This window comes from Planctobacterium sp. AWH2_060, assembly GCF_056158425.1.
This window is the reverse complement of sequence record NZ_JBSWTG010000001.1, coordinates 4,393,879-4,418,431: the sequence shown is the minus strand read 5'-3', so window position 1 is coordinate 4,418,431 and position 24,553 is coordinate 4,393,879. Positions and strand designations below refer to the sequence as shown.

General features: G+C 45.2%; 21 protein-coding genes and 1 pseudogene. 4 read left to right on the top strand and 18 right to left on the bottom strand.

What is annotated here, in order from left to right; genetic code table 11:
* Positions 1–64 precede the first annotated feature (64 nt).
* The 3 genes from ACXAD8_RS19025 to acs all read right to left on the bottom strand — a co-directional run bounded on the left by ACXAD8_RS19025 (position 65) and on the right by acs (position 3,793).
* A complete protein-coding gene (locus tag ACXAD8_RS19025) occupies positions 65–1,030 on the bottom strand; it encodes a calcium/sodium antiporter (RefSeq protein ID WP_475231533.1) in 966 nt (321 codons plus the stop codon).
* Between the two features lie 164 nt (positions 1,031–1,194).
* The gene (locus ACXAD8_RS19020) at positions 1,195–1,839 is read right to left on the bottom strand and encodes a response regulator transcription factor (protein ID WP_475231532.1); all 645 of its coding nucleotides are present in this window, start codon (positions 1,837–1,839) and stop codon (positions 1,195–1,197) included.
* A gap of 16 nt (positions 1,840–1,855) precedes the next feature.
* A complete protein-coding gene (gene acs, locus ACXAD8_RS19015; protein ID WP_475231531.1) occupies positions 1,856–3,793 on the bottom strand; it encodes an acetate--CoA ligase in 1,938 nt (645 codons plus the stop codon).
* Between the two features lie 200 nt (positions 3,794–3,993).
* On the opposite strand from acs, the gene ACXAD8_RS19010 reads away from it, so the two are divergent.
* On the top strand, positions 3,994–5,154 hold the full coding sequence (locus tag ACXAD8_RS19010; protein ID WP_475231530.1) for a DcaP family trimeric outer membrane transporter: 1,161 nt from the start codon (positions 3,994–3,996) through the stop codon (positions 5,152–5,154).
* Between the two features lie 141 nt (positions 5,155–5,295).
* Here ACXAD8_RS19010 and ACXAD8_RS19005 read toward each other — a convergent pair whose 3' ends face one another.
* The 5 genes from ACXAD8_RS19005 to ACXAD8_RS18985 form a co-directional block, all read right to left on the bottom strand.
* On the bottom strand, positions 5,296–6,429 hold the full coding sequence (locus tag ACXAD8_RS19005) for an alpha/beta hydrolase (protein ID WP_475231529.1): 1,134 nt from the start codon (positions 6,427–6,429) through the stop codon (positions 5,296–5,298).
* 169 nt (positions 6,430–6,598) lie between these two features.
* Positions 6,599–6,952: a hypothetical protein gene (locus ACXAD8_RS19000; RefSeq protein ID WP_475231528.1), complete on the bottom strand. Its 354-nt coding sequence runs from the start codon at positions 6,950–6,952 to the stop codon at positions 6,599–6,601.
* A gap of 529 nt (positions 6,953–7,481) precedes the next feature.
* On the bottom strand, positions 7,482–7,832 hold the full coding sequence (locus ACXAD8_RS18995; protein ID WP_475231527.1) for a DUF6559 family protein: 351 nt from the start codon (positions 7,830–7,832) through the stop codon (positions 7,482–7,484).
* Positions 7,833–7,935: 103 nt separating this feature from the next.
* Positions 7,936–8,511, bottom strand: coding sequence for a hypothetical protein (locus tag ACXAD8_RS18990; protein ID WP_475231526.1), 576 nt, complete (start codon positions 8,509–8,511; stop codon positions 7,936–7,938).
* 254 nt (positions 8,512–8,765) lie between these two features.
* Positions 8,766–9,383, bottom strand: a complete 618-nt coding sequence (locus ACXAD8_RS18985) for a hypothetical protein (protein WP_475231525.1) — start codon at positions 9,381–9,383, stop codon at positions 8,766–8,768.
* A 140-nt stretch (positions 9,384–9,523) separates the two neighbouring features.
* Here ACXAD8_RS18985 and ACXAD8_RS18980 point away from each other — a divergent pair, with 140 nt between their 5' ends.
* Positions 9,524–10,309, top strand: coding sequence for a Rossmann-like fold-containing protein (locus ACXAD8_RS18980; RefSeq protein WP_475231524.1), 786 nt, complete (start codon positions 9,524–9,526; stop codon positions 10,307–10,309).
* On the opposite strand, the gene ACXAD8_RS18975 is transcribed toward ACXAD8_RS18980, so the two are convergent.
* Positions 10,310–10,849, bottom strand: a complete 540-nt coding sequence (locus ACXAD8_RS18975; protein WP_475231523.1) for a hypothetical protein — start codon at positions 10,847–10,849, stop codon at positions 10,310–10,312.
* Positions 10,850–11,034: 185 nt separating this feature from the next.
* On the opposite strand from ACXAD8_RS18975, the gene ACXAD8_RS18970 reads away from it, so the two are divergent.
* Both ACXAD8_RS18970 and ACXAD8_RS18965 read left to right on the top strand, forming a co-directional pair.
* Positions 11,035–11,301 (top strand): hypothetical protein, encoded by a 267-nt coding sequence (locus ACXAD8_RS18970; protein ID WP_475231522.1) that lies wholly within the window; start codon positions 11,035–11,037, stop codon positions 11,299–11,301.
* 151 nt (positions 11,302–11,452) lie between these two features.
* Positions 11,453–11,830 (top strand): annotated as a pseudogene (locus ACXAD8_RS18965) (DUF3750 domain-containing protein); the annotation flags it as partial.
* A gap of 60 nt (positions 11,831–11,890) precedes the next feature.
* On the opposite strand, the gene cspE reads toward ACXAD8_RS18965, so the two are convergent.
* The 9 genes from cspE to ACXAD8_RS18920 form a co-directional block, all read right to left on the bottom strand.
* Positions 11,891–12,100, bottom strand: coding sequence for a transcription antiterminator/RNA stability regulator CspE (gene cspE / locus ACXAD8_RS18960; RefSeq protein ID WP_229531444.1), 210 nt, complete (start codon positions 12,098–12,100; stop codon positions 11,891–11,893).
* A 283-nt stretch (positions 12,101–12,383) separates the two neighbouring features.
* A complete protein-coding gene (locus ACXAD8_RS18955) occupies positions 12,384–13,322 on the bottom strand; it encodes a Dyp-type peroxidase (protein WP_475231521.1) in 939 nt (312 codons plus the stop codon).
* A 66-nt stretch (positions 13,323–13,388) separates the two neighbouring features.
* A complete protein-coding gene (gene ggt / locus ACXAD8_RS18950; protein ID WP_475231520.1) occupies positions 13,389–15,086 on the bottom strand; it encodes a gamma-glutamyltransferase in 1,698 nt (565 codons plus the stop codon).
* A gap of 236 nt (positions 15,087–15,322) precedes the next feature.
* Positions 15,323–16,588 (bottom strand): ammonium transporter, encoded by a 1,266-nt coding sequence (locus tag ACXAD8_RS18945; protein ID WP_475231519.1) that lies wholly within the window; start codon positions 16,586–16,588, stop codon positions 15,323–15,325.
* 19 nt (positions 16,589–16,607) lie between these two features.
* Positions 16,608–16,946: a P-II family nitrogen regulator gene (glnK, locus tag ACXAD8_RS18940; RefSeq protein WP_229531447.1), complete on the bottom strand. Its 339-nt coding sequence runs from the start codon at positions 16,944–16,946 to the stop codon at positions 16,608–16,610.
* Positions 16,947–17,175: 229 nt separating this feature from the next.
* The gene (locus tag ACXAD8_RS18935) at positions 17,176–18,126 is read right to left on the bottom strand and encodes a M28 family peptidase (protein WP_475231518.1); all 951 of its coding nucleotides are present in this window, start codon (positions 18,124–18,126) and stop codon (positions 17,176–17,178) included.
* Between the two features lie 52 nt (positions 18,127–18,178).
* The gene (locus tag ACXAD8_RS18930; protein ID WP_475231517.1) at positions 18,179–19,336 is read right to left on the bottom strand and encodes a tetratricopeptide repeat protein; all 1,158 of its coding nucleotides are present in this window, start codon (positions 19,334–19,336) and stop codon (positions 18,179–18,181) included.
* A 105-nt stretch (positions 19,337–19,441) separates the two neighbouring features.
* Positions 19,442–19,948: a DUF2244 domain-containing protein gene (locus ACXAD8_RS18925; protein ID WP_475231516.1), complete on the bottom strand. Its 507-nt coding sequence runs from the start codon at positions 19,946–19,948 to the stop codon at positions 19,442–19,444.
* A complete protein-coding gene (locus ACXAD8_RS18920) occupies positions 19,935–24,494 on the bottom strand; it encodes an EAL domain-containing protein (protein ID WP_475231515.1) in 4,560 nt (1,519 codons plus the stop codon). Before ACXAD8_RS18920 ends, ACXAD8_RS18925 begins: the two co-directional genes overlap by 14 nt.
* Positions 24,495–24,553 lie beyond the last annotated feature (59 nt).

The window sequence follows — 24,553 nt, the reverse complement described above, 5'->3', positions numbered from 1 at the left end:
GTTAAAAGTATCTGAGACGGTATTGTTCTTTATCATAGGGTCCGCTTTTTTGGTTAGCACAAGCTTAAAACTGGGTTGTAATCAAATAATAGTTATAGAGTATAAAGCAAGCAAAAAATGCAAAGCCTTCATATCGGTTGATGCGCCCCGGCCCTTTAAAGCCCAAACAGAACACCATCAGGGCTATGGTTAACGCCGCCATGATCATGCCATCGCGGTATAGGAAAGTGGCATCAACCTGAACAGGGTTGATAATACCTGCAATGCCTGCCACCGCCAGCAAATTAAACAAGTTTGACCCCACTACATTACCGATGGCCAGTTCATGTTCATTTTTTCTGACCGCGATAATGGAAGAAATTAACTCGGGCAATGAAGTCCCCACGCCAATAATGGTCAGGCCGATAATCAGGTCGCTCACCTGAAAATATTTGGCCACTTCCACTGCACCCCACACCAATATCCTGGAGCTAATAATCAATAAAACCAAGCCTGCCACCAGCCAGAACAAATAAACTTTCAGACCAGTATTTTCAGTCTGAATAGCCTCTTCAACATCAGCAATCAGAGGATCTTTAGGCTGTTTAATGCTTTGCCAGACACTCCAGGAGATTAAGATCAGCAGAATGCCCAACAGGGTAAATGCCTCATCTTGGGAAAACACCAGGTCGGTTAGTTGCCAGATGGATAAAAAGGTTACAGCCAGCAAGATGGGCAGCTCTTTGCGCACAATGCCGGACTTAACGACAATGGGACAGATGAGTGCCGTCACTCCCACAATCAGCGTGGTATTGGCAATATTAGAGCCATAAACATTTCCCAGAGCCAGTCCTCCATTACCTTGTAGCGAGGCAAAAACAGAGACAATAATCTCAGGTGCAGAAGTTCCAAACCCGATAATAAACATGCCAATAAACAAGGGCGACACACCCAGCAAGCCCGCAGTTTTGGCAGCGCCATGAATAAATCGCTCAGCGCTCCACACCAACAATGGAAGCCCGAGTAAAATTGCCAGAGTTGGCCAAATCATATGCGTTAGTCTCCAGTTGGATTGAGGGAGCTTAAAATCCGGATTATCAGGCTAAATAGCCTAAATATTAAAAAGAAATTTTCAGTTTAAGGCGATTTTTAACGTTTTATGCTGTCTTCTATCACTAATATTAGAGGCTGATGAATTAAAACCAGAGATTGCGATTATTCAGGAGGTTGCAGTTTGAGTTGATTAGCGATCAGTACCGCCTGGGTGCGATTGGTTATATCTAGTTTGCGCAGTACCGAGGTAACATGAGTTTTTACGGTTTTTTCTGCAATGCCCAATTGATAGCCGATTTGTTTATTGAGCAAACCATCCCGCAACAGGCATAACACCTTGTATTGAGAAGGAGTCAGCGTCGCTACCTTATCTGCCAGCGCGCTAAACTCAGCATCACTTTCACCTAACTGGCCTGCCACTCTCTCGGGAACCCAGGTTTCTCCCGACAGCATTTGGTTGATGGCTTCTACCACTTCTTCCGCCGGTGTTATTTTGGGCACAAATCCCATAGCACCCGCATCCATCACCTTACTGACCAGCGCTACCTGCTCCAGACCGGAAACAACGGCCACCGGAATTTCCGGATGCAGTTTACGGATATGTAATAAGCCGAAGAGATCATCACTGCCGGGCATGTGTAAATCCAGTAACAACAAGTCCAGCTCGGGGGTTTCTTTGAGGGCTGCCAGAGTACTTTGCATATCTGCGGCTTCCAGAATCACAGTGTCTGGCAAACGTGCCTCTAACGAGATGCGCAAGGCATCCCGGTAGAGGGGATGATCGTCTGCAATCAAAATCTCCGACACTACGATACTCTGTTCCTTAGGCCCGATTCATGCGGTTTTCGATCAGAGTATCCACGATAGCCGGATCAGCTAAGGTTGAGGTATCACCCAGGCTGGCAAAATCATCGGCGGCGATTTTACGTAAAATACGACGCATAATTTTACCAGAACGAGTTTTAGGCAGACCCGGTGTCCACTGCATCAAATCCGGTGACGCAATCGGGCTCAGTTCCTGACGCACCCATTTAACCACTTCTTTGGTTAAATCATCGGTAACCTCAGTGCCGGCAACAGGAATAACGTAAACATAAATCCCCTGCCCTTTAATATCGTGGGGATAGCCTACAACGGCAGCCTCGGCAATGGCGGGGTGAGATACCAGCGCACTTTCGATTTCAGCTGTTCCCAGACGATGGCCGGAAACATTTAACACGTCGTCTACACGTCCGGTGATCCAATAATGACCATCCTCGTCGCGACGAGCGCCATCACCGGTAAAGTAGTTTCCTGGATATGTAGAGAAATAAGTTTGCTCAAAGCGCTCGTGATCGCCCCATAGGGTGCGAGCTTGCCCAGGCCAACTGCGCTTAATAATCAGATTGCCTTCAGTAGCGCCTTCAAGGGTTTTGCCCTCATTATCCACCAGAGCTGGCTCAATGCCGAAAAATGGATTGGTGGCTGAGCCGGGTTTCATTTCTGTGGCACCCGGTAATGGCGTAATCATCATGCCACCGGTTTCAGTTTGCCACCAGGTATCCACTATCGGACAACGGCTGTTGCCCAATACTCGGTGATACCACTGCCAGGCCTCGGGATTAATCGGCTCTCCCACTGAGCCTAAAATACGCAGTGACTCTCTGGTGGAGCCCTCTCCGGCAAAATCGCCTTTTGCCATTAACGCCCGAATCGCGGTAGGCGCCGTATAAAGAATATTAACCTGATGTTTATCAACAATTTGTCCAATGCGACGCTCATCCGGGTAAGTAGGCACACCTTCGAACATTAGGGTGGTAGCGCCATTGGCTAAGGGGCCATAAACAATGTAAGTATGACCAGTGATCCAGCCCACATCGGCAGCACACCAGTACACCTCTCCGGGCTGGTAATCAAATACGGCTTTGTGGGTGGTGGCGGCATACACCAGATAACCGCCGGTGGTGTGAAGTACCCCTTTGGGCTTACCGGTTGAGCCGGAGGTATAAAGAATAAATAGCGGATCTTCGGCCTTCATGGCCTGCGGTTCACAATCTGTATCACACTTAGCCAACAGGGTTTCGGCATCAACATCGATATTACCCATAGGGGCATCTATCCCGGTGGCATTGAAGACCAATACATGGCTAATGGTTGGACAAGCTTTATTGCTTAATGCTGCGTCTACATTAGCTTTTAGCGGCACAGATTTATTGCCCCGACGGCCAGCGTCGGCGGTGATCACCACCTTGGCCTGACAATCATTAACCCGATCAGCAATGGCATTAGGCGAAAAGCCACCAAAGATCACAGAGTGCACGGCACCAATTCGGGCGCAGGCCAACATGGCATAAGCCGCTTCGGGGATCATAGGCATGTAAATGGCCACCCGATCACCTTTTTCCACTCCCAGCTTTTTCAGGCCATTGGCCAGCTTACACACCTCATCGTGTAATTCCTGAAAGCTGATGTTTTTATCTTCATCAGCGTTATCACCTTCCCAGATAATCGCAGTATCGCTGGCGCGCTCAGCCAGATGGCGGTCGATACAATTGGCACTGACGTTCAATTCGCCGTCTGAAAACCATTTGATATCCACATTGCCCGGCTGAAAGCCTCCTTCAAAGCCTATCGTCGGCGTTTTTATCCAATCCAATGTACTGGCTTTTTGCAACCAAAAGGCATCGTTTTCTTGCATCGAAGCCTGATACTGGTTCAGATAATCTTGTCGTGTAATTTGGTAATCGCGCTCAATGGCTTGCTGATCTACAGGCATATTCATAACCACCCTTCCAGGATTAAAGATAATTCGGATCACTGTAATCTAATGATAGGAATTTCCATATGGGACTTTGGTCCCGCCCGTGAAAAATAATGCCGGGCAACATCAGACTTTGGTCCCATCAGACCATAGCCCTATATCAACATAACGCAAGTGGGGTCATGTTTAAAAGCGTGTTGCATCTATTGTGGAATTAAAAAATGAAAAAATTCATGTCGCCTCTGTTTCTCTTTGTTGGTTTCACCCAACCTTACATTGGACAGGCAAATCCATTAAAAAATACCGAGTTGGACTTTTCCGGTTATATCAAACTGGACGCTATTGCCAGCAGCTATAGTGACGGCACATTGGCCCCGGGTAATATTGGCCGGGACTTTTATATTCCCGGACTTACCCCAGTAGGCGGAGCTAAGGAAGATACGCAGTTTGATGCCCATATTCGCCAGTCGCGTTTTCGTTTTACCAGCTCAACAAAACTGGATAATCAGGAAACTATTAAAGCAGTATTAGAGTTTGATATGCAGGTAGTACCGGATGGCGATGAACGCATCAGCAACAGTCACCAGCCCCGAATCAGGCATGCCTTTCTCACCTATAAAAACTGGCTGTTCGGTCAGACCTGGACCACCTTTCAGGACGTTTCAGCCCTGCCAGAAACACTGGATTTTATCGGTGTGACTGACGGCACAATCTTCTCTCGTCAGGCCATGGTGCGATACACCCGAGGGCGATTTCAGATAGCGTTGGAGAACCCTGAATCCACCATCACACCTTTTGGCGGAGGCACACGTATTGTCAGTGATGACAATGCCCTGCCTGATTTAGTATTGCGCTACAATCATCAACGCGAATGGGGTCATTTCTCCGTAGCGGCCCTCGTTCGCCAGTTGGCCTACAGCAATCAACAAGACGGTAATAACATCGACACAACTGAAACCAGTTATGGCATTAGTGTGGGTGCCAAAATTAACTTCGGAGAGAACGATCTAAGGCTGATGTTTAACAGTGGTGCCGGTTTGGGTCGCTATTCGGCTCTCAATACTGCAAACGGCTCAGTATTGGATGAAAACAACCAACTTCAAAGCATTGATTCCACCGGCTACGCCATTGCCTATCGACACATCTGGAATGGCCAGTGGCATTCCAATTTGACTTATTCTGCCTTCAGCGCCGATAACGACAAAGCGCTAACGGGGCTAAACGTTACTCAATCTACCTGGAGTTCCCGAGCAAACTTACTTTACTCGCCAGCCAATGCATTAACCTTTGGTGCCGAGTACACCTTTGCCAAACGAAAGCTGGAAAACGGCCTGGAAGGCGATATGAACCGCCTGCAATTTTCCGCGAAATATGCCTTTTGATTTAACGACTACAAAATTGTGGCTATCAATCAATGACAGCGCTCAATTTTAGGTAAGTTATGCTGGGCTAAACATAGTGACAAACAACGCCAGCCCAGCTATTCAGATTCACTTTTATAGGATTGTTGGCGCTTTTTAAAGCTAGATAAGCAAACCTTTAAGCTGCTCTACTTGTTCCGGGCTTAACGAATTTATCGTCTTTATTGCATCATCAAAAGCCAATTTAGCAGCGTCAGCCATATCAAAATGTAAATAGGCTTGTATTAAAGCTTTGTGAGCATTCAAGGATTGAGCGTAAGTTTGGCGATTCCACTTAAACATTGCTAAAGCATCATCCTTGCGATTTAGATATTGTAACCACTGACCATAGCCATTAGCCCTGTCTTCTGGGATCAGTATTGTTGTACCAAGTAACTCAGACCTGGCGTCATAAATGGATTGTAGATCGGACAAAGTCTGAGGTGAATTAGGTATAGTCCAATTTGGAAATAAGTGTTTCAAACCATAATATTGACCGAGCAGCGTAGTTGAGTCGTGGCTTTCTTCAGAGAAGGTTTTCATTGATACATGAAAGTTCGAACTGGGATATTGTTTTGTTAATTCAACCAGTTTCTGGAATGGCTCAGTCATGATTGGCTCTTCATTAGCGATGGAAATGAATAAACGCCCTTTGAGAGTCTGATTCTTTAACGCCTCTTCAGCCAAACCAAGCAGTTGATTATTATTCCAATACAATGAGGGGCTTATAGCAATAACACCATTGAATAAGTTCGGACGCTTGATTAAAGCATTGATTGCAAACTGGCCACCATGTGACGTGCCTGAAAGTGCTTTATATTCCAGAGTACGGTAACGGGCTTCAATAAAAGGGATAACTTCACTTTCGATAAAATCCAGAAAAAGATCGGCACCGGCTAGCACATCAGACTTTTGTGCTTGTTTTTCAGTTAAGGTTAATTCGTTATTGCGCTTAAATCTTGGATTGACTATCCCGACCACTATCATGCCTGGCGTTTGATCAAACTTCGCCAAAAAATCCAGAGTACCGTTGGTATGAGGCCCTTGTATATCACCATCAGTCATGTATAAAACGGGGAATTGTTTGTTCTCCGTTTCATAGTCTGCCGGAAGGTATACAACCAGTTCACGCTGTTCCCCTAAGATTTTACTAACTATGGCCACCTCTTCACGTTTGCTAAATTCAGCCATAGCAAAAGCACTAAAATGCCCAACGCAGGTCAAAACAAGTATTAAGTTTATTATTATTTTTTTCATAACTTTCCTTTTGAAAGATTAATTTCCTATTTAAATTTGGGGTGGCTTTGTAAAATGTGAATGGTTAATTTATCGGGCACATTTCTGTGCCAATTATACTACCCGAAGAATGGGAAGCCGCAAGTAAGATGAGCCGCCAATGATTTTATGTCCGTATTGCACCGATTTGTTATGCTTCATTAATCTTTCCGCAGGATTTGAAAATGCTGATTGCCTCTTTTAATCTTTCCTTGTTCACCAATTCACTTTTTTTAGCTTTCGAAACTTTTTTGATCAGATATTGCCCCTGTTTCCAGGTTAGCTCTATTCTGTTCTTATTTTCCCCATATGTAATCATTTTAGGGGTTTTGTAACCGATTCTTATAAAGCTATTTTTATCAAGCACAACGTCAAGTTCTAACGAGTAAGAAACACCATCAATATCGCTAAAGCAGATGATATACGAACCACCATCTCTACATGCATCTACGAGAGATATATTCTCTGGGGAAGGTAACCCCCAATTTTTGAATAAAGAAATCATCTGAATGAATCACAACTCCAGCATAAAACGCGGAAAAAGCTTGGCTAAAATTAGTAAAAACATGAGCGCCAGCCAAGCTTTAGAGGCCCCATCCATAATTCCCTTGTTAGCGTTACTTTTGCTCCATCGAATAAAAAGAATAGCCAGCTCCGGGTCTATGCCAAAAATAAGCGAACCAATTGACCTTACACATTTCCTTAAGATAAATCATTTGCGGTGGAAGCAATTTGTCAGAAGTTCTGAGTAATTTTTGAAGGTGTGTATCATTTTTGATTAAATCCACTGCATTCAATTCAGCTTATCTCTCGTTTTGAGCTTTAACCCAGCGAGTAGTAACAAAACCAAGCAACTCTTCTTTACCGTCGAACTCTACTAAAAAGTTCTCACCTTCTAACAAAACTCGAAAATAACTCATATCTTCCTTGCAAAGCTAACGTCGTGAATAAATTGCAAATGCTTCCCGGCTACAATACCGAAGAATGGAGGAAGCCAGTGAGTATTTGTTCATTTTGGTTCTGCCTTATTAGAACTAGTCGCCTCCGCTTCCCGCTCCTCCAGCGTCACCAGTAAAGTCACCAGAAATGCATGAGTCTAATGCAGAAACAACACCATCAAAAAATGACTCAGCTATTTCATTACGCATTTCGTAATAATCACAATCTTCGCCTTGTTCTTGATGCAATTTATCAAACTGTTTCATACTCGTATACAAGGCATGTGCATAGCAGATATGCCGCCAGTTATAACCTTCATCCTGAACTGTCTTAATCACTTGGCCAGAAGTATAGTGTTCACTCTTTCCATAACGTTTAGACAAATCTTTCCCTAATTCATTGATATAGCGTGTGATCGCCCTTTTTTTCATTATATTCTTAATCAACTCGCATTCCTTTTTGAATAGTCTTAACGCCTAAACATGGGATCCACATCGTTTGTACATCCCTGCCCAACTTGATGGACAAACATAATTGCCTTTATTAGCTTTACTCGCACTCGGGGATTGTTGATAACGCATCTTTCCAAGCTGCTTCTGCATCAAAGCTTTCTACCAAACCGTCTTTAGTGCTTTGACCAGTAAAAGCCCCCATTCCGTGCTGAATCATATAAGTTGGTTTATAAGCAGGTGCACCCAGAGCAGTCAGGCTTTGACAAATCGTAGTATTATCAGAAATTAAGCCTGTAAGCGCTGTTTGCAATTTATCTAAAACATCTTGTGGTTGAGCACCAAATATATTCATGCGCAGAACACTAACAGCTTGGTGTGCAGTTTTATCGGATACACGCTTTGTATCAAAAAAACCATAAGACATGCCTGCCAAATAGAGCTCGGCAGCGCTGGAGAAATCTTCCTTGACTAAACAGGCGTTTAGTCCGGTAAAGATGTCGACTGGGTTCTGCTTATTGGATAACTCGCTGACAGGAACACATCCGGCAGGCTTGGGGGATTCTAAATTTCTATCAGCTTCATAGCTTGAAACATTGCTGTTAGATGTGGAGTTACAGGCCGATAAAAACAATGCCGTGAGAGTGCCAATAATTATTCTTTTATCCATGAGCATGAAGCTCTCCTTTAAAACTAACTTGTAATATGGGCTAAGACTACATTCTTTATTTCGGAAAGAACAACAATTGCATGACGAGAATGTAGATCCTGCTCCTGCCAACCATCTGTTCCCATGAACTCTGCCTTGTCATAAGAAAGTGATATTTCAGAATTTGTGCTAACCAAAGCTCCTTGAAGCCTAAAAATGCCTTTATTTGTATTAATTCGACTGATTGAAAATTGCTTCTTATCGCTCTTGGAACACAACACCTACAAACACTCCAGGCCAATAAAGTCCTCTCTGGAAAACAGTTGGTCGTATTTGGTTTGCAGATAGCGGGTCTTTGAAATCCACTCGTTAGTAAGACTCAGCAGCTTGATCTGTGACTCGGTTGGGTCTTCGTTGAACGACTGGCTGCTATCGAAAATAGTTTCGTTGAGTCGATTAATAACGGGTTGGTAACTGTCTCGCTGAAAATCCAGTACCGCTCCTATTTCGGTGGCCAATTCGAAGTTGGCGTGCAACATGTAACCGGATTCGGCGGCCAGTGACCAGGCAGAATAGCGCAACGATTCCTGCACTAACATTTGCTCCAGATTAGTCAGAGTTATAGTCGTCGCTTCGCCTCGCTGAGTAGCAGAAACCAGGGCATTGATGGTGGCCAATAAGCCTTTTTGTTTGGGCAGATATCCGCGCTTGATCAGCACCTGATTAAATGCCAATTCAGATTTAACATTACACATGGCTATCTGCGTGCGCTCTTCGATATCTTTAGCTTCGTCCCAGTCTTGCAATGCGAAAGCCAATAAAATACTGGCTCCAATAAAAGCAGATTCCACAAAAATAGCACGCCACTTGATGGATCTTCCTACTTGCAGTTGTAACATGGTCGCATCGACTTCCTTATCATGGTGGTGTTGGCGTAGCGCTATAATAACCGCATTTTACCCAGCAGATAAATCTTTCCATAAGTTGCTATAATGGCGCCCCGGAAACTTTTAACTAATAGCAAGACCAACACCTCATTATGCATATTCAGGATAACTGGCGAATTCTCACCATAGGAGATGGTGATTTATCGTTTTCACAAGAGCTTGCAACACGCTTTCCGAACATCCAATTATCCGCCAGCGTACTGGATTCCGAACAACAAATCAGAGATAAATATCGCCTCAATGCCATTGATACATTGCGTGATGCCGGGCATCAGGTGAATTTTGAAGTGGATATCACTTGTCCAGAGAGCTTCATAGATAAACTAAAACCGATATTCGATTTGACCCTATTTCAGTTTCCGTTGGTGCCCAATGCCGGACCGCGTCGTCCGGGACAGAGCTGGCATCAAGGGGCTGACAGCAACCTGTTAAATCGGAAGTTGCTGCGGGCCTTTTTGCTGAACTCACAAACCCGCCTGCTGTCGGAGCAGGGTGCCCGATTAAGTTACATTACCTCGAAAAATGTGAAGCCCTATTGTGACTGGCATATTGAATGTCTTGCGGAGCCTGGCAGCTTTAACTATCTTGGCCACATGCCCTTTTTGCCCGGTGAATTTACCGGCTATCGCATTCGAAACGTGGACAGAGACAAACAAGTAAAAAGCACTGCTGCTACAACTTATGTTTGGTCAGATAAATCTCATCAGGAAATACCGCTTACCCCCGCACCTCAATCAGAAGAGCAATATTGTCCGCTTTGTAAAGTTGGGCCTGTGGCAGATACTCAGGATTGGCAAAACCACCTTAATTCCAGACAGCACCGTCGCCGTGACGGCTATCAGCAAGCCTGGGAAGACTATCTAAAGACCATTAAGTAATTAAAGCGAAGGACTAGCAGCCAGAAAGCGCTCATTGCGTTCGCTGCCAATTACGGCTTCCATCGGACGCAATACAATCCAGCCATCAATGTAAATCCCCTCAGGCCTGGTAGCATCATAAACGATGCCTTCATCCACCCAACGGTTAAATTCAGCGCGGCTCACCTGCAGGCTTTCTTCGTTAAAATAGTTGTAGTTTAGTACCGCATCAAACTGCACGTGCTTGTTGATTGAAGCGGGTTTGTTGTGACCGTAATTACCGCGAACAAAACTCAGTTGCGTTGCAGATATATCCGTTACCCGTAACGGCACATAACGAAACTTGTAATCAGAGGCGGGATTGATTCGGTAATAGTCCACCAGATAGAAGTCATTCACCAGCGGTTGCTCAGCAATTTGCATGCGCTGACTGTGTAAGTATTCGGTTCCCCCCCAATAGGCCAACAAGATAAGTGCTATTACAAAAAAGTCAGAAAAAGCTTTAAACCAACTCAACAGTTCCGATTTTGAACCCGGTTGGGGAACCACCATCACATTCATGTTTTCCTCCGTGAATATCTCTGGCCTTAACTTCAACCACAACTACACTATAGCTGTTTTTATATTCTGTACAAAGTTTGCCAGTAATCTGCCTGTTTCCTACGGCTATCTGTCGAATCGGCTATTGGTCTTTCCATAAAGCTTTGCTACAAAACCATTAGTCCATTTTTATCAAAGATCTGCGCATGAAGATTAAACTAGTCATACTTTTATCGATTGTTTTACTAACTGCCTGTTCAGGCAATAACTGGCGAACTGCCAGCAGAGAGCCGGCAGGTATCGCGGCAGACCCGAAAACCTTTAAAGACGCTGTTATTGAGTTTTATGCAGCAGATGCTAATACCAACTCCATGGAATACCTGTTCTACTCAGTGGGTGTTGAAACGCATTTAGACAAGGCGAATGTTTGCAGGTCTAGCGGGCCTAAATCAAAAACATTCAACACAGTATAAATGCGTTTCAGCCCCATCGAAGACGCGCCTCAGGAACATTATTTCTTTGTTGTGCGAAGCTCAAAAGACCACCAGTATTCTTTCATTCGCACGCCTCGAACTAATGTCCCTGAGGCTGCGCTGAGCGAACAGCTATTTCATGGAGTTGGTATTCTGCTGGCGTGGCTGGTTCGCGGTACATAGCTGGATAGCCGTTAAAGAAAAAGATGCTGATGAATATACTGTATTTGAAGTGGTAGGTTGGCGAGTAAAGCACGGTCAGCCCGCTTTGCGACAATACAATACCGCTTCACCGGATCGTTATTGGTATGGCGCGAAACCAGAGAAATTTTACAGCTTAAGCGGTGAACAAGCAGAACAGCTTATCCCTCAGGTTATCAGCATAATTGCCCAATACCCATGGGCTGATGAATACACACTGTTTCCTGGCCCCAATAGCAATACATTTCCGGCCTGGGTGGCAAAACAAGTTCCTGAATTACAAATTAAAATGCCTTTCAGAGCGATTGGCAGTGGTTATGTTGATTAGTCAGTAAGCAGAAACAAAAAACGCAGCCTGGGCTGCGTTTTTTTCAGAATCCGTTATGGATTAAAGTACAACAACTTCTGCTGCTTGAGGACCTTTTTGACCTTCTTGTACTTCAAATTCTACGCGCTGACCTTCAACCAACACTTTGAAACCTTCAGATTTGATGGCACGGAAGTGTACGAATACGTCTTTACCGCCTTCTTCTGGAGTAAGGAAACCGTAACCTTTGTCTTCGTTAAACCACTTAACTGAACCTGTCAATTTAGACATAAAAATAAACCTATAAAAATATTAAATGTTGACGCAAATGCGCCGGTAGAGCCTTGTTTAATTACTAATTTGGAATTGCTGAAGGTACATGATCGCCAAACAATGTTTGACGGGTAAAGCAGAACTTAAGCGGATAACAAAAATATAACTGACCAAAGGCCGAATTTGATAATAGCACTATAAGTGCCTGGAAGCGAAGAGATTTTTATTAATTTTTCAACTGAGCAGACCTGCACAATGTAAACGCACTTGCACAAAAAAGCAGCATTCAACTTATATGGGACTAAAAATGGGCTGGCGGAATTTTGCCCAGCCGCTTGATAAAATCAATAGAAGGCGCGAAATAGGCCGCGCCGGTTTCCGGTGTAGTAAAATCCAACAACTTATCGTAAGTACCTGTCTCATCACCGAAGATCATACTCTCCAACATTTTGGTAAAGGGTCGACTGCTCTTACAACAAGAAACGAAAAACAGCCCCTGCACCTTCATGTTCCCGTAGGGCATACTTTGACGCAGGATTTCCAGGCTTTTACCTTCGTCATCTTTTAAGCTGGTGCGTTTGGTATGGGCAAATCGGGCTTTTTTGTGGGATAGAAATTCCACGTCATCGGATTTAGTGCGCCCGATAATTTTCTCCTGGTCCTCCACTTCCACCTGATTCCAGCGATCCAGATTGTGTCGGTAACGCTGCACGTGAATATAGCTACCACCAGTAAAGCTGGGATCTTCATCGCCAACTATCGCTACATCCAGCTTTTTCATGCCTTTGGGGTTTTCAGTACCGTCAACAAAGCCGGTTAAATCTCGCCCATCGAGATAGCGAAAACCTTTAACCTGCTCCAACAGCTCTACATGCATTTTGAGCAATTCATACACTTCGACGCCAATGGCGTGACAGATATCCGCCCGGTCAGCGCGGATCTGAATAAACAGATCGCTGGGCACCACAGGGGCGCTGCGATCTTCACAGGACATATCGGGGAAAGGTGCAAGCTCTAATGGCAGTTCTCCCGGATATAGCTCCATCCAGTAATTACTACCGATTGCCACCACCCCGGAAATCATGGCTTCGTAATGTTCTTCGTCGTAGTGATTAAAGATATTCAGAATTTTGGCCAGTTTTTCACGAATAAGATCATCCTGTTCGTCAGTTACATTGAACATCAAATACAAGGCGTGCAGATTCGGCTCCGCACAGATCCCTTTTTGTGGTTGTGGCATTAATAATCCTGAATAAAAAGCGATAGTTAAGAATATCGCAAATCTATTAAAGGGTGAACAATTGCTTTAATAACCTGCGGCCTGACCATCCTTTCGACTTTCAGAGGCACCGTAATACACGTCGGTTTTCAAATCGCGCATAATAGCCTGATAGCCGCCAAACCAACCAGACACTTCCTGTAAGGTATGCCCTTTGCGGATAAGCTCTCGCCGGGTTTCAGCTGAAAAGCCATTTTCCAGGCTGACAAAGCCGCCATCTTCCATCATTTCGCCTGTTGGCTGGCTTGAACCACTATGCAGTATTCTTGGTGCGTCTCCGGCTTCTTGCAGGTTCATACCAAAATCAATCAGGTTCATGATCACCTGAGCATGCATTTGCGGTTGTGCACCTCCGCCCATGACACCAAAACTAATCCAGGGTTTGCCGTTGCGGGTTACAAAGGCTGGAATAATAGTGTGGAAAGGCCGCTTACCTGGCGCATAAGCGTTGAAGTGATCTTCTTGCAAGGCAAACAGTTCACCGCGATTTTGCAGCACAAACCCCAATCCGGTCGGAATCATACCCGAACCCATGCCACGGTAATTACTTTGGATCAGGGACACCATGTTGCCCTCTTTATCCGCGGTGGTCAGATAAATGGTATCGCCTTCGTACGGGCCTGCGTCGTAGCGTTTTGCGGCCTTATTCATATTTATCAGCTGGCGACGTTGCTGGGCATATTCTTTGGATATCAACATATCGATGGGCTGCTTGTTAAAGTCCATATCAGAATAGAATCTGGCACGGTCTTCAAAAGCCAGTTTTTTTGACTCCACAAAGGCGTGCACATATTCTGGTGTCGCAAAGCCCATGTCTTCAACGTCAAACAACTCCATCACATTCAGGATCTGTAATGCGGCAATCCCCTGACCGTTCGGCGGTAATTCCCAAACGTCATAGCCGCGATAACTGCTGGACAGTGGCTGCACCCAATCAGAAGTATGAGAAGCCAAATCTTCATATTGTAAAAAGCCGCCCTGCTCCTTCATATAACCGGCAATGATTCGGGCAATATCCCCTTTATAAAAGGCATCGCGCCCGCCAGTGGCGATTTTTTCATAGGTGGCAGCAAGGGCCGGGTTAGTAAATATATCCCCTTTTTTAGGCACAGCTCCATTAACGTGAAAGGTCTCTTTAAAACCAGGGTACTGGCCAATACGGGTTTCGTTAAGCGCAAAGTAATGAGCAATCAGCTCTGAAACCGGAAACCCATTGCGGGCATATTCAATGGCGGGACTTAACAACTCAGCCATTGGCCTGGAGCCAAATTTATCATGCAACTGATACCAGCCATCTACGGCACCCGGAACCGAAACAGGTAGAGGCCCAAACGACGGAATTTTATCCAACCCCAGAGTCTGAAAATGGCTTAATTGCAACGATTGCGGGGAGCGCCCAGAGGCATTCAGACCATGCAGTTTCTTTGATTTGGCATCCCAGACAATAGCATACAAGTCACCACCTATGCCGCACCCCGTCGGTTCCACCAGCCCTAACATGGCATTCGCCGCGATAGCTGCGTCAATTGCATTACCACCCGCTTTTAATACATCCAACGCCACCTGGGTTGCCAATGGCTGACTGGTGGCCACCATGCCATTTTGTGCAATCACTTCGGAGCGGCTGGCGAAGTGTTTTCCTGTGACTCGATCAAAGGCATCGACAGACAAACTAAATAGTAAAAATGACGTACACAGCGGAAGCAAAGAACGGAAGGTTTTCAAGGCAAACTCCTGACCAGTGTTAATTTTCTATTGCGAATTACGACAATTACCTTACTACAAGATCACCGCTTTCAACAATTGCTTAAAAGTTGTTGCCCTGCAAATACAAAAAGCCCCGGTAAAACCGGGGCAAAAAGGGCATATAGCATTTGAAGCTATTCGGGGTTTCCCCCGGTTCCATTTGGAACTCTATTTAAGCAGGCCGGAATTAAACCCGGCCGCTATTGATAGTTGGATTAGCTCTTAACCGTAAAGTCCGGATAAGCTTCTAAACCACAATCGATCTTGTCCAAACCTTCGTATTCTTCTTCCTCGCTAACACGGATACCCATGATAGTTTTCAATACGAACCAAACGATGAAGCTGGTTACGAATACCCAAAGGAAGATAGTTAAAGCACCAATAATCTGGCCGCTGAATGTCGCGCCATCGTTAGTCAGAGGCACAACCAACAGGCCAAACAGACCCACAGTACCGTGCACTGAAATGGCACCTACTGGATCGTCGATTTTCAGTTTGTCCAGACCAACAATTGAGAACACCACAATTAAACCACCCACGGCACCGATTAAGGTTGCTTGTAAGGCAGAAGGTGTTGAAGGCTCAGCCGTAATGGCCACCAGACCTGCTAATGCACCGTTCAGAGCCATCGTTAAATCAGCTTTCTTGAACAAGACTTTAGCCAGCAATAATGCTGCAATTGAACCACCAGCAGCGGCAGCATTGGTATTCAAAAATACCATAGCAACAGAATTAGCATTGGCGATGTCGCCCAGTTTTAATACTGAACCACCGTTAAAGCCAAACCAGCCCATCCACAGAATAAAAGTACCTAAGGTTGCTAATGGCAGGTTCGCACCGGGAATAGCATTTACTTTGCCATCGGCACCATATTTGCCTTTACGTGCACCCAGCAGGATAACGCCAGCAAGAGCGGCGGCGGCACCGGCCATGTGTACGATACCTGAACCAGCGAAGTCAGAGAAGCCAAGATCACCCAGCGTGTACAGACCAAATACAGACTGACCACCCCATGTCCAGCTACCTTCCATTGGGTAGATAAAGCCCGTCATAACAACGGCGAATAACAGGAATGCCCAAAGCTTCATACGCTCAGCCACAGCACCTGAAACTATAGACATGGCTGTCGCTACGAATACTACCTGGAAAAAGAAGTCAGAGGCACCAGAGTAGATTGAGCCACCTTCAAATCCATCTTCGCGACTGGCGAAATCAGATAAGGTTGAAGCAACGTCTACATCCTGAATACCGGATAAAAACAGTGAACCGTCATACATGATCATATAACCACACACCAGGTACATGGTGCAGGAAATCGCGAACAGGGCGACGTTTTTAGTGAGAATTTCGGTGGTGTTTTTAGCGCGTACTAAACCCGCTTCCAACATGGCAAAACCGGCTGCCATCCACATAACCAGAGCACCGCATACTAAAAAGTAAAAGGTGTCCATTGCATATTGTAAGTGAAATGCTTGTTCCATTATTGTCTCCTGGTGTTATTTAGATAGCATCGCTATCAGTTTCACCGGTACGAATACGAACGGCGTGTTCAAGATCGAAAACAAAGACTTTACCGTCTCCAATTTTCCCGGTTTTAGCAGCGTTAACGATTGCTTCCACCAGACGTTCAACCTGATCATCTTGCACAGCAATCTCAAGCTTTACTTTAGGTAGGAAATCCACCTGATACTCGGCTCCACGATATAATTCCGTGTGGCCTTTCTGACGACCAAAACCTTTTACTTCTGTGACGGTTAGGCCGTCAATTCCGATGTCCGAAATGGCTTCGCGGACATCATCAAGCTTGAATGGCTTGATAATGGCACTGACTAATTTCATAAATTGCTCCCCATTTTTGGCTAATTTAAAGCGGTGTGTTCCACTGAGAGTTATTATCAAAAGCTATGCCAGAGAAAATAAATCATTATTTTCAATAACTTAATAGATGAACAGGGAAATTAACCCGCAGCAATCGCACCATTTTAGTGCATCATGAATGATTAAGATACAGATTGGTGCAAAACCTTGAAGGGCGACAGACAACTGCCCGATAATGGTAGTTGGCAGATTATTTTTGGGCGGTCAAATAGTGATCCATGGCCTCAACCATCATCAGTGCGGTGTCTACCACGCCAATATAAAAGGGCCTGGACAAGTTGTCAGGAGTGTCCTGAGTGGTGTGATAGTATTTAAAATCTTTAACCCCAAGAAACAGCCAGGGAATGTCTTTTTGCGCAAACTCCCAGTGATCGCTGGCCTTGCGCCAGTCAATCCGATAGCTGCGATCATAACTTCGACTTACTCTGTCCATTCCAGTTTCGGCGCACACTGGGGCCTTCGTCGTCACCTGCTCCACTACTGGTTTAAAATGCGGAAACCAGCGGGTGCCAGCCACATACAGGGTCCAATCCCGACCAGGCTGTCCCAGCATGTCGAGGTTAATGTTGAGCAGAATGTCGGAATGTTCCAGCAGGCGTTGCTCCACAAAAGCCGCAGCGCCATAAAGCCCGGCTTCTTCATAGTCGGTAGCCAAAAACACCACAGAGTGTTGTGTGCCCGACTGACTCAGATGATGTGCAAGATAAAACAAGGCCGCTACGCCCGAAGCATTGTCATTGGCACCAAAGTGCACTTTTCGGCCCTTTTTCCCCAGGTGGTCATAATGTGCTGAAACCACTATGTACTTGTCGGGATATACACGGCCTTTAATCACACCGACAACGTTTGCACCATCTTTTCGATTAAATAGTCCCGGAGGGGTGAAATGCTGAAACCAGTTTTCAGGCGAACTTCCCTGCTCCTCCGATTGTAATTGCTCTAGAGGGGCGAGGCCTGATTCGCGATAACGCTTAACAATAAATTCACGGGCCAGTTGTGCGCCCTCACTGCCGCTCTTTCGCCCCTGCATTTCAGCGCTACTAAGCTGCACCAGGTCTTGCCATAAAACCTGTTGTTGTGATGTGAATTCCTGGCTATCAATGCGGCATTGTTGTTTCGCAAACGCTAAATGCCCGGCCATAAATTGTGCCAGGCATAAAAAAATCAGAGAGTAGCTTGAAGATTTTGACAATCTAGAGTTTGGCAAACAGATCCATCTTATGCTGATAATGATCCTTCAGATCATCAATTTTGGTATTACTTTTGGCTCTTCTCAGATAGCGTAAGGCCATTTCCCGATCACCCATAAACAAGTGAACTTTGGCTAAACCAAAATAAAACTCATGGTGAGAAGAGTCCAGTTTTATCGCTTTTTTGTAGTGCATTTTAGCAGCCGCATAATTATTGGCTTCTAATTCTTGCTCGCCCAAAATAAAGTGATAGTAAGGGTTCGACAGACGACGAATCTCAACCGTTTCCATTATATCCTCGGCTAACTCGTAGCGCCCTTGATGCTGGTGCAACACAGCCAGGTTTTCCAGAATCGTCAGACTGTCCGGGTTTAACTTCAGTGCTTCGTGATAGGTATTTTCAGCCCAATCATAATGCCCTCTCATGCGGTACAGAATTCCCAGATTCGCCCAGGCATCCTGGAACTGCGGATCACTGACAATTGCCTGTCGAAAATAGGCATAAGCTGTCATAAAGTCAGATTTAACCAGAGCATCAGCCCCTTTATTATTGTAAAACATCGCCAAAACCCGTTGTTTTGAAGCTGCTTTGGATGGGAAGTACTTTTTCGGTGAGAAGGGGTCAAAGTCCACTATCATGGTGCGGTTATCGACATAGATGCGGGAGGAATGATCATCCAGTTCAGTAATACGCAGGTTAATATGGCCATTGAGCAAGCTGAAGCCTTCCTTACGAGTCCAGTACTCAGGGATTTCTATTTCCCGGAAGGTAACACCTAACCCGGCTTCTTTTGCCAGAGCATAGGTCATGATGGATAACGAAAGGCAATTGGCACTGCGGTTTTCGAACGTTTCCTTGGCGGTGGTGTTGGCGCTGTTGTCATAAATCATGTTGAAGTCAGAGCGATCAAAAATGGCCGCGACTAACTCTTCGATTTTACCGGATCTATCGCGTTTATGTTGCAAGTCAGAGACAAAGCGCCTGGCGTCATTGTTTAATTCAAAGATTTCAGATTCAGACTCCACTGGTACATTTTCGTATCCAGCAAAGGACAGATCCAGGAAGTGGGGATTAACCTGAACTGTAGTTTGTTGCGTGGTCTGGCAACCGCTTAAAAACAGCATTACCAAAGCCAACGGCAGAAGATTAAAAACGCGCATAAAACACCTCCTACCTTCTAACCTTAGTCCAATTCGAAGGGCTGCTCAAGGTTACTGAACGCATTGCCCCGGTTATTCACCGTGCGAAACGAGAAGATTTATTGGCTATAATGCAATAGATATCACATCTTTTTTCAGACGATGTGCAATGCCCGCCTCACCCAAAGTTTTGATCAGCTTGTTGAGATCATCCAGATTCAGGAATTCACCAATTCTGACTTGCTGTCTGGCGTCTTTGATGAACAACGGAAAGACATCCTCAGGATGAGTGGTTTCATATTGGTTAAGTTCAGCCGTTTTCTTTTGCAACAACACTCGCAGCTTTGCTACAGGAAAGCCCGAATGAAAGGAAACATGTTTGTCATTAAGCAACAAAACCTGTTGCTGATACGTGGCTTTGGAAACCAGGTAGGCAAGCACCAGTAACAGCCCCACTTCCAGACCCGCAAATGGCAAGATGAGCCAGGCCCCCAAAAAGAACCAGACGATGGCAATACTGAGACAAAACACAGCAATAGCGGCAACCACAATCATACTATGGCGCCAGCTCATGGAGCGATTAGGGGTTAAAGTAATCTGCAGTCCACCAGCAAAATGCTTAATCTTTACCATGATTCAGATTATTCAAAAGATAATGGTCGAAATCGTTTTTACCCATAGGTTTGGCGAAGTAAAAGCCCTGAAAAAACTGACAGGTTCGGGCCTTGAGAAACTCACTGTGTTCCAGCGTTTCCACTCCTTCAGCAACAACCTGCAACCCCAGATTTTCCGCCAGTCCCAGGATAGCCTCCACGATGGTCTCGTCTTTCATGTCTGAACCAATTCCCCACACAAAACTGCGATCCAGCTTAACAATGTTTAACGGCAGGCGTTTCAAATAAGCAAAAGACGAATACCCCGTGCCAAAGTCATCCAGTGACAATTGCACGCCTAACGCCTGAAAACGTTCCATGGTGGTGATGGCTTTTTCCGGATGAGACATAAGAGCACTTTCCGTCACTTCAACTTTTAACGCCGACGCTGGCAAGTCAAAGTCGTTGAGCACCGCAACCATGCCCTCTGCCACGCCCTCCTGTTCGAAATGCGTTACGGACAGGTTAATCGACAAGTAAAAATCAGGAATGCGTTTGCGCCAGCTTTGCGTGTCAGCCAGACCACGCTTTAAAGCCTCGTTGGTCATGGGAATGATCAGGCCAATTTGCTCAGCCAATGGGATAAATTCATTGGGCGGTACAATGCCGTCTTTTGTGACCCAGCGTAATAACAATTCTGCGCCAACAACGCTCCCGGTCTTTGCATCTAATATCGGTTGATAATAATTAACAAACTCCTGACTGGCCTGAGCGCGTTTTACCAGGGACTCTTTTTGCAGCCGATTGCGGACTTCTGTGTCCATAGATTCCGTATAAAAATGATAGCATTTTCCCGCATCTTTTTTAGCGTGAAACATGGCAATATCTGCGTCACGCAGCAAGTCTTCGGGCGTTCTGGCATCGCTTGGATACAATGCAATGCCGATACTTGGGGTGATACTGACGTTGTGTTCACACAACTCAATAGGTTCAGAGATACAGGCGCTTAATTCGAGGGCCACCTCCCCAACATGAGAAACATTTCTGAAGGATTCCAGCAGCACCACAAACTCATCGCCACCAAGACGAGCAACCGTGTCTTGTTTCCTTACCCGATCTTTTAATCGGTTAGCCACCACCTGTAGCAATTTATCTCCGTATTCGTGGCCCAGGGAGTCGTTAATCTGTTTAAATCTGTCCAAATCTACAAATAGCAGGGCCAGGGTATTGCGACTGCGATCAGCCACCTGAATGGCATGTTCTATTCTATCCAGCAACAAGGTTCGATTTGGTAACTGAGTTAAGGCATCGTAATTTGCCAATAACTTTAGTTCTTCCTCGGCTTCTTTTTGCTGTGTGATATCGGTAAAAATCACCACGTAGTGATTTTTCTCCCTGTTCTCGATGCTGATCAAACTGATATTGATCAGAACCTCACGACGCCCTTTATCCTTGACTTCGATAACATCTTCACCATGCCAATGCTCACCGATCGCCATTTGTTCCATGATTTGTCGGTATTTACGCATTTTACCGCCAAGGCCAGTAAAGACCCCGTCACTTAAGGATATATGGCTGTCCGGTTCATAGTTGAATGCTCTGTAAAAGGAGTTGTTGGCCATCACACCGTTAAAGTCTGAATCTATAATCAAGACCCAGTCTTTGGTATTGCGAAATGCTTCACCAAACACCAGGGCGCTGGCCGCAGCCGTTTGCGCCTCATTAACATCAGTAAAAAGGCCAGAGATTAATTTCGGTTGGCCATTGCTGCTTCTTTGTAGAATTTGACCGACATTGCGAAACCAGTGGTAGCTGTTGTCAGGCTGGCGCATACGGTAAGTTAAACTAAAGGCGTCAACAGAAGCGGAGTCAAAAAGCTTTTTCCACTCCCGCATAAATTCGGAGCGATCCGCAGGATGAACTCGCTGGCAATGCTGTCTAAAGGACTGCTGTTGTTTACCAGCTTCGTTGCCAACAATGCCAACATAGCGAATCAACTTATCCTGATCATTCCATTCCCAGGGCTCACTCTGACTAGATTTTAAAGCCAATCTTAGTCGCTGCTCGCTGTCCATGAGTTCCTTATTCATGGTCAGAATAACCCGTTGCTTCATTCTTCTGCGATAAATAATGATGCCCAGAATCAGCAACACCAGTATCATATAACCCAATTTTGCGAGTGGCGAATTCCAGGGGGCATAGGCGACAATCAGAGTAATTTTACTGGGTTTGGTGGAAAAGCCGGTTACCGGAGATATTGCCCGCACTGCAAATTCGTAATGGCCGGGGGGCAATTGTGAAAAACGCGCCTGGTTTGAGTTAGTTAATGGATATTCGGTGAGCTCTGAACCACTCAAGCTATATTGGTATTTAACCTGCTCCTGTTGCTCAAATCCAAGGGTCGAAAAACTAATTTGAATGCCGGCATCATTATAGTCAAGGTTAAAAACCTGATCCGTCAGATTAGTATAGGTGGGCACAGTCTCCCGGCTGGCTATAGTTAAAGCATCGATAACAACCTGCTTATGTGGGTCCTGGCCAACGCCAATTTCATCCGGGTCAAACAATGTCAACCCTTTAACTCCACCGTATGCCAGTTGACCAGACTGCAATTTCTTCCAGGCGCCGCCATTGTATTCCAGGGCTGCAAGACCGTAAGATAAATCGAAATTCATCAAATGGTTATTGTCTAACCCGAGGTTAAATATCCCCCTATGTGAACTGAACCAAACCCGGCGGTGATTATCCTGCAACAGGCCATAAGTCACACCGATTCCGGCAGATTTAAGGTGATTAGTTTGTTTGGCCAGACTAAAGTCTTCGTAATTCAATGCCACCAATCCCTGACTGGTAAAACTAAACCAAATCAGTCCATTTTGTGCATCCAGAGTCCAGCTATCCACATAAACGAATTCCTGCGGTGAATAATTGTCCAATTCATACAATAACCTGGCTTCAAAGTTGTTAGTATCGACCCCCCAAATTTGACCGGAGACACTCAAAATCATGGTATCTGTGCCCGGTATTTCACCGATAAAACCAAAGCTAAAGTAAGGGTTAATCCTATCTTTCAGGTGGTTCAGCTCAGTCAGTTCCCCATTATCCGGCTGATACAAATAAAATGAATCAAGTGTTGAAAGCCAGACCCGTCCATAGGAGTCTACATATATATAGGACTGCTGAACGTCGAATATTACCCGGTTATCTTCATCGGACAGGAATACCTGCACCTGCTCTTTGGTTTTCCCGTCAAATAATTTGATGCCTTCACTAGTAGCCAGCCAAAGTAGATCACCCTCTCCTTTTTGCACCTGATAGATCTGGGACATCAGGCCTTCCTGCTCGTCAACGGTAAACCAAAATTCACTGCTATTGTTATTGAGGTCAAGATTAGTCAGACCGTTTGAGGTGCCCAACCAAAGTTGATTGGGTTTCGTTTCTTCAATATCCCAAACTTCGTTACTGCTCAGGATTTTTCCTGACTGGCCACTGTTGTAATAATTCCTGAAAGCGCGGGTTTTGGGGTTCCAAATGTAGGCCCCACGGGCATTAGAGGCCAACCAATAATTTTGATTCTTATCCCGGAATAATTTAATGATACGGTCGTTGTAGATATCCTGATTAGAATTAGAAAATTGCAAAACTGTCTCTCTTTGCAAAGTCTCCAGATCAATTGCTATCAGCCCTTTATTTGAAGCCGCTAAGACCCTATCTTCTTCCACCAGTAAATCATGAAACTGTAAATTGGGAATGAGTGGTGTTACATAAAGCTTTTCATTGTTATCTTCGTCATCTAAAGGCAAGTCTTCTGGATTAAGAAGGAACAAGCCATTAGCAGTGGCCACCCACACTCGCTCATACTTGTCTTTTATGAGTTGTCTGACCCTTTGTTGATAAACATTTATTTCATCCGAGGCAGAGGTAGTGTCCAATTCAATCGTTTTCGCTCCACCGGTTAACGGTGAAAATCGAATCAGGCCCTTATTCGTGCCCAGCCAGCTATAACCCGACGCATTCACCATTGTGGTAATAAACTGCTCTTCGACAAAGTTATCCAGTACCTGAGGTTCATCACTGAATGAACGACTGGCATGAGAATATTTAAGAATACTGTTTGAGGTAAAAAACCAGGTGCTATTAGTCTGTTGATCTTCAAAAAAGGTTAATACATCTCGGTCGTAATCTTCAAAGCTATCCCATTGCAAGGTCAATTCATTGGTTTTGGCGTCAAAGCTGTACAAACCGTGCTCAGACACCGAGATCCAGTAAAGTCCGGATTTATCCTGCGTCACAAAATATACATAAGCGCCGGTAAATGACGCAGTAGCGTGTTCAAAGGGTCGGACGGTATAGCCATTGTATATATTCAGGCCTTCTGCAGTACTCAACCAGACAAAGCCTGCCTGATCCTGAAAAAAGTCATTAATGGTCCCCTGACTTAATCCTTCAGAAGTGGAGATACGTTGCAAAGTCGCAGGTGTTGCGGCAGTAAAACCATGTCGGTCTGATGCAAATACCGCAACCGAACTTATGCAAAGTAATAAGGCCCAATAGAGTGGTCGAAAAAAGTTACGCCCAAAAAACAAAAGCTGTAATCCTGAGATCAAAGAAACTATAAGCAAGGATAGTTAAAAATCCGGGATAA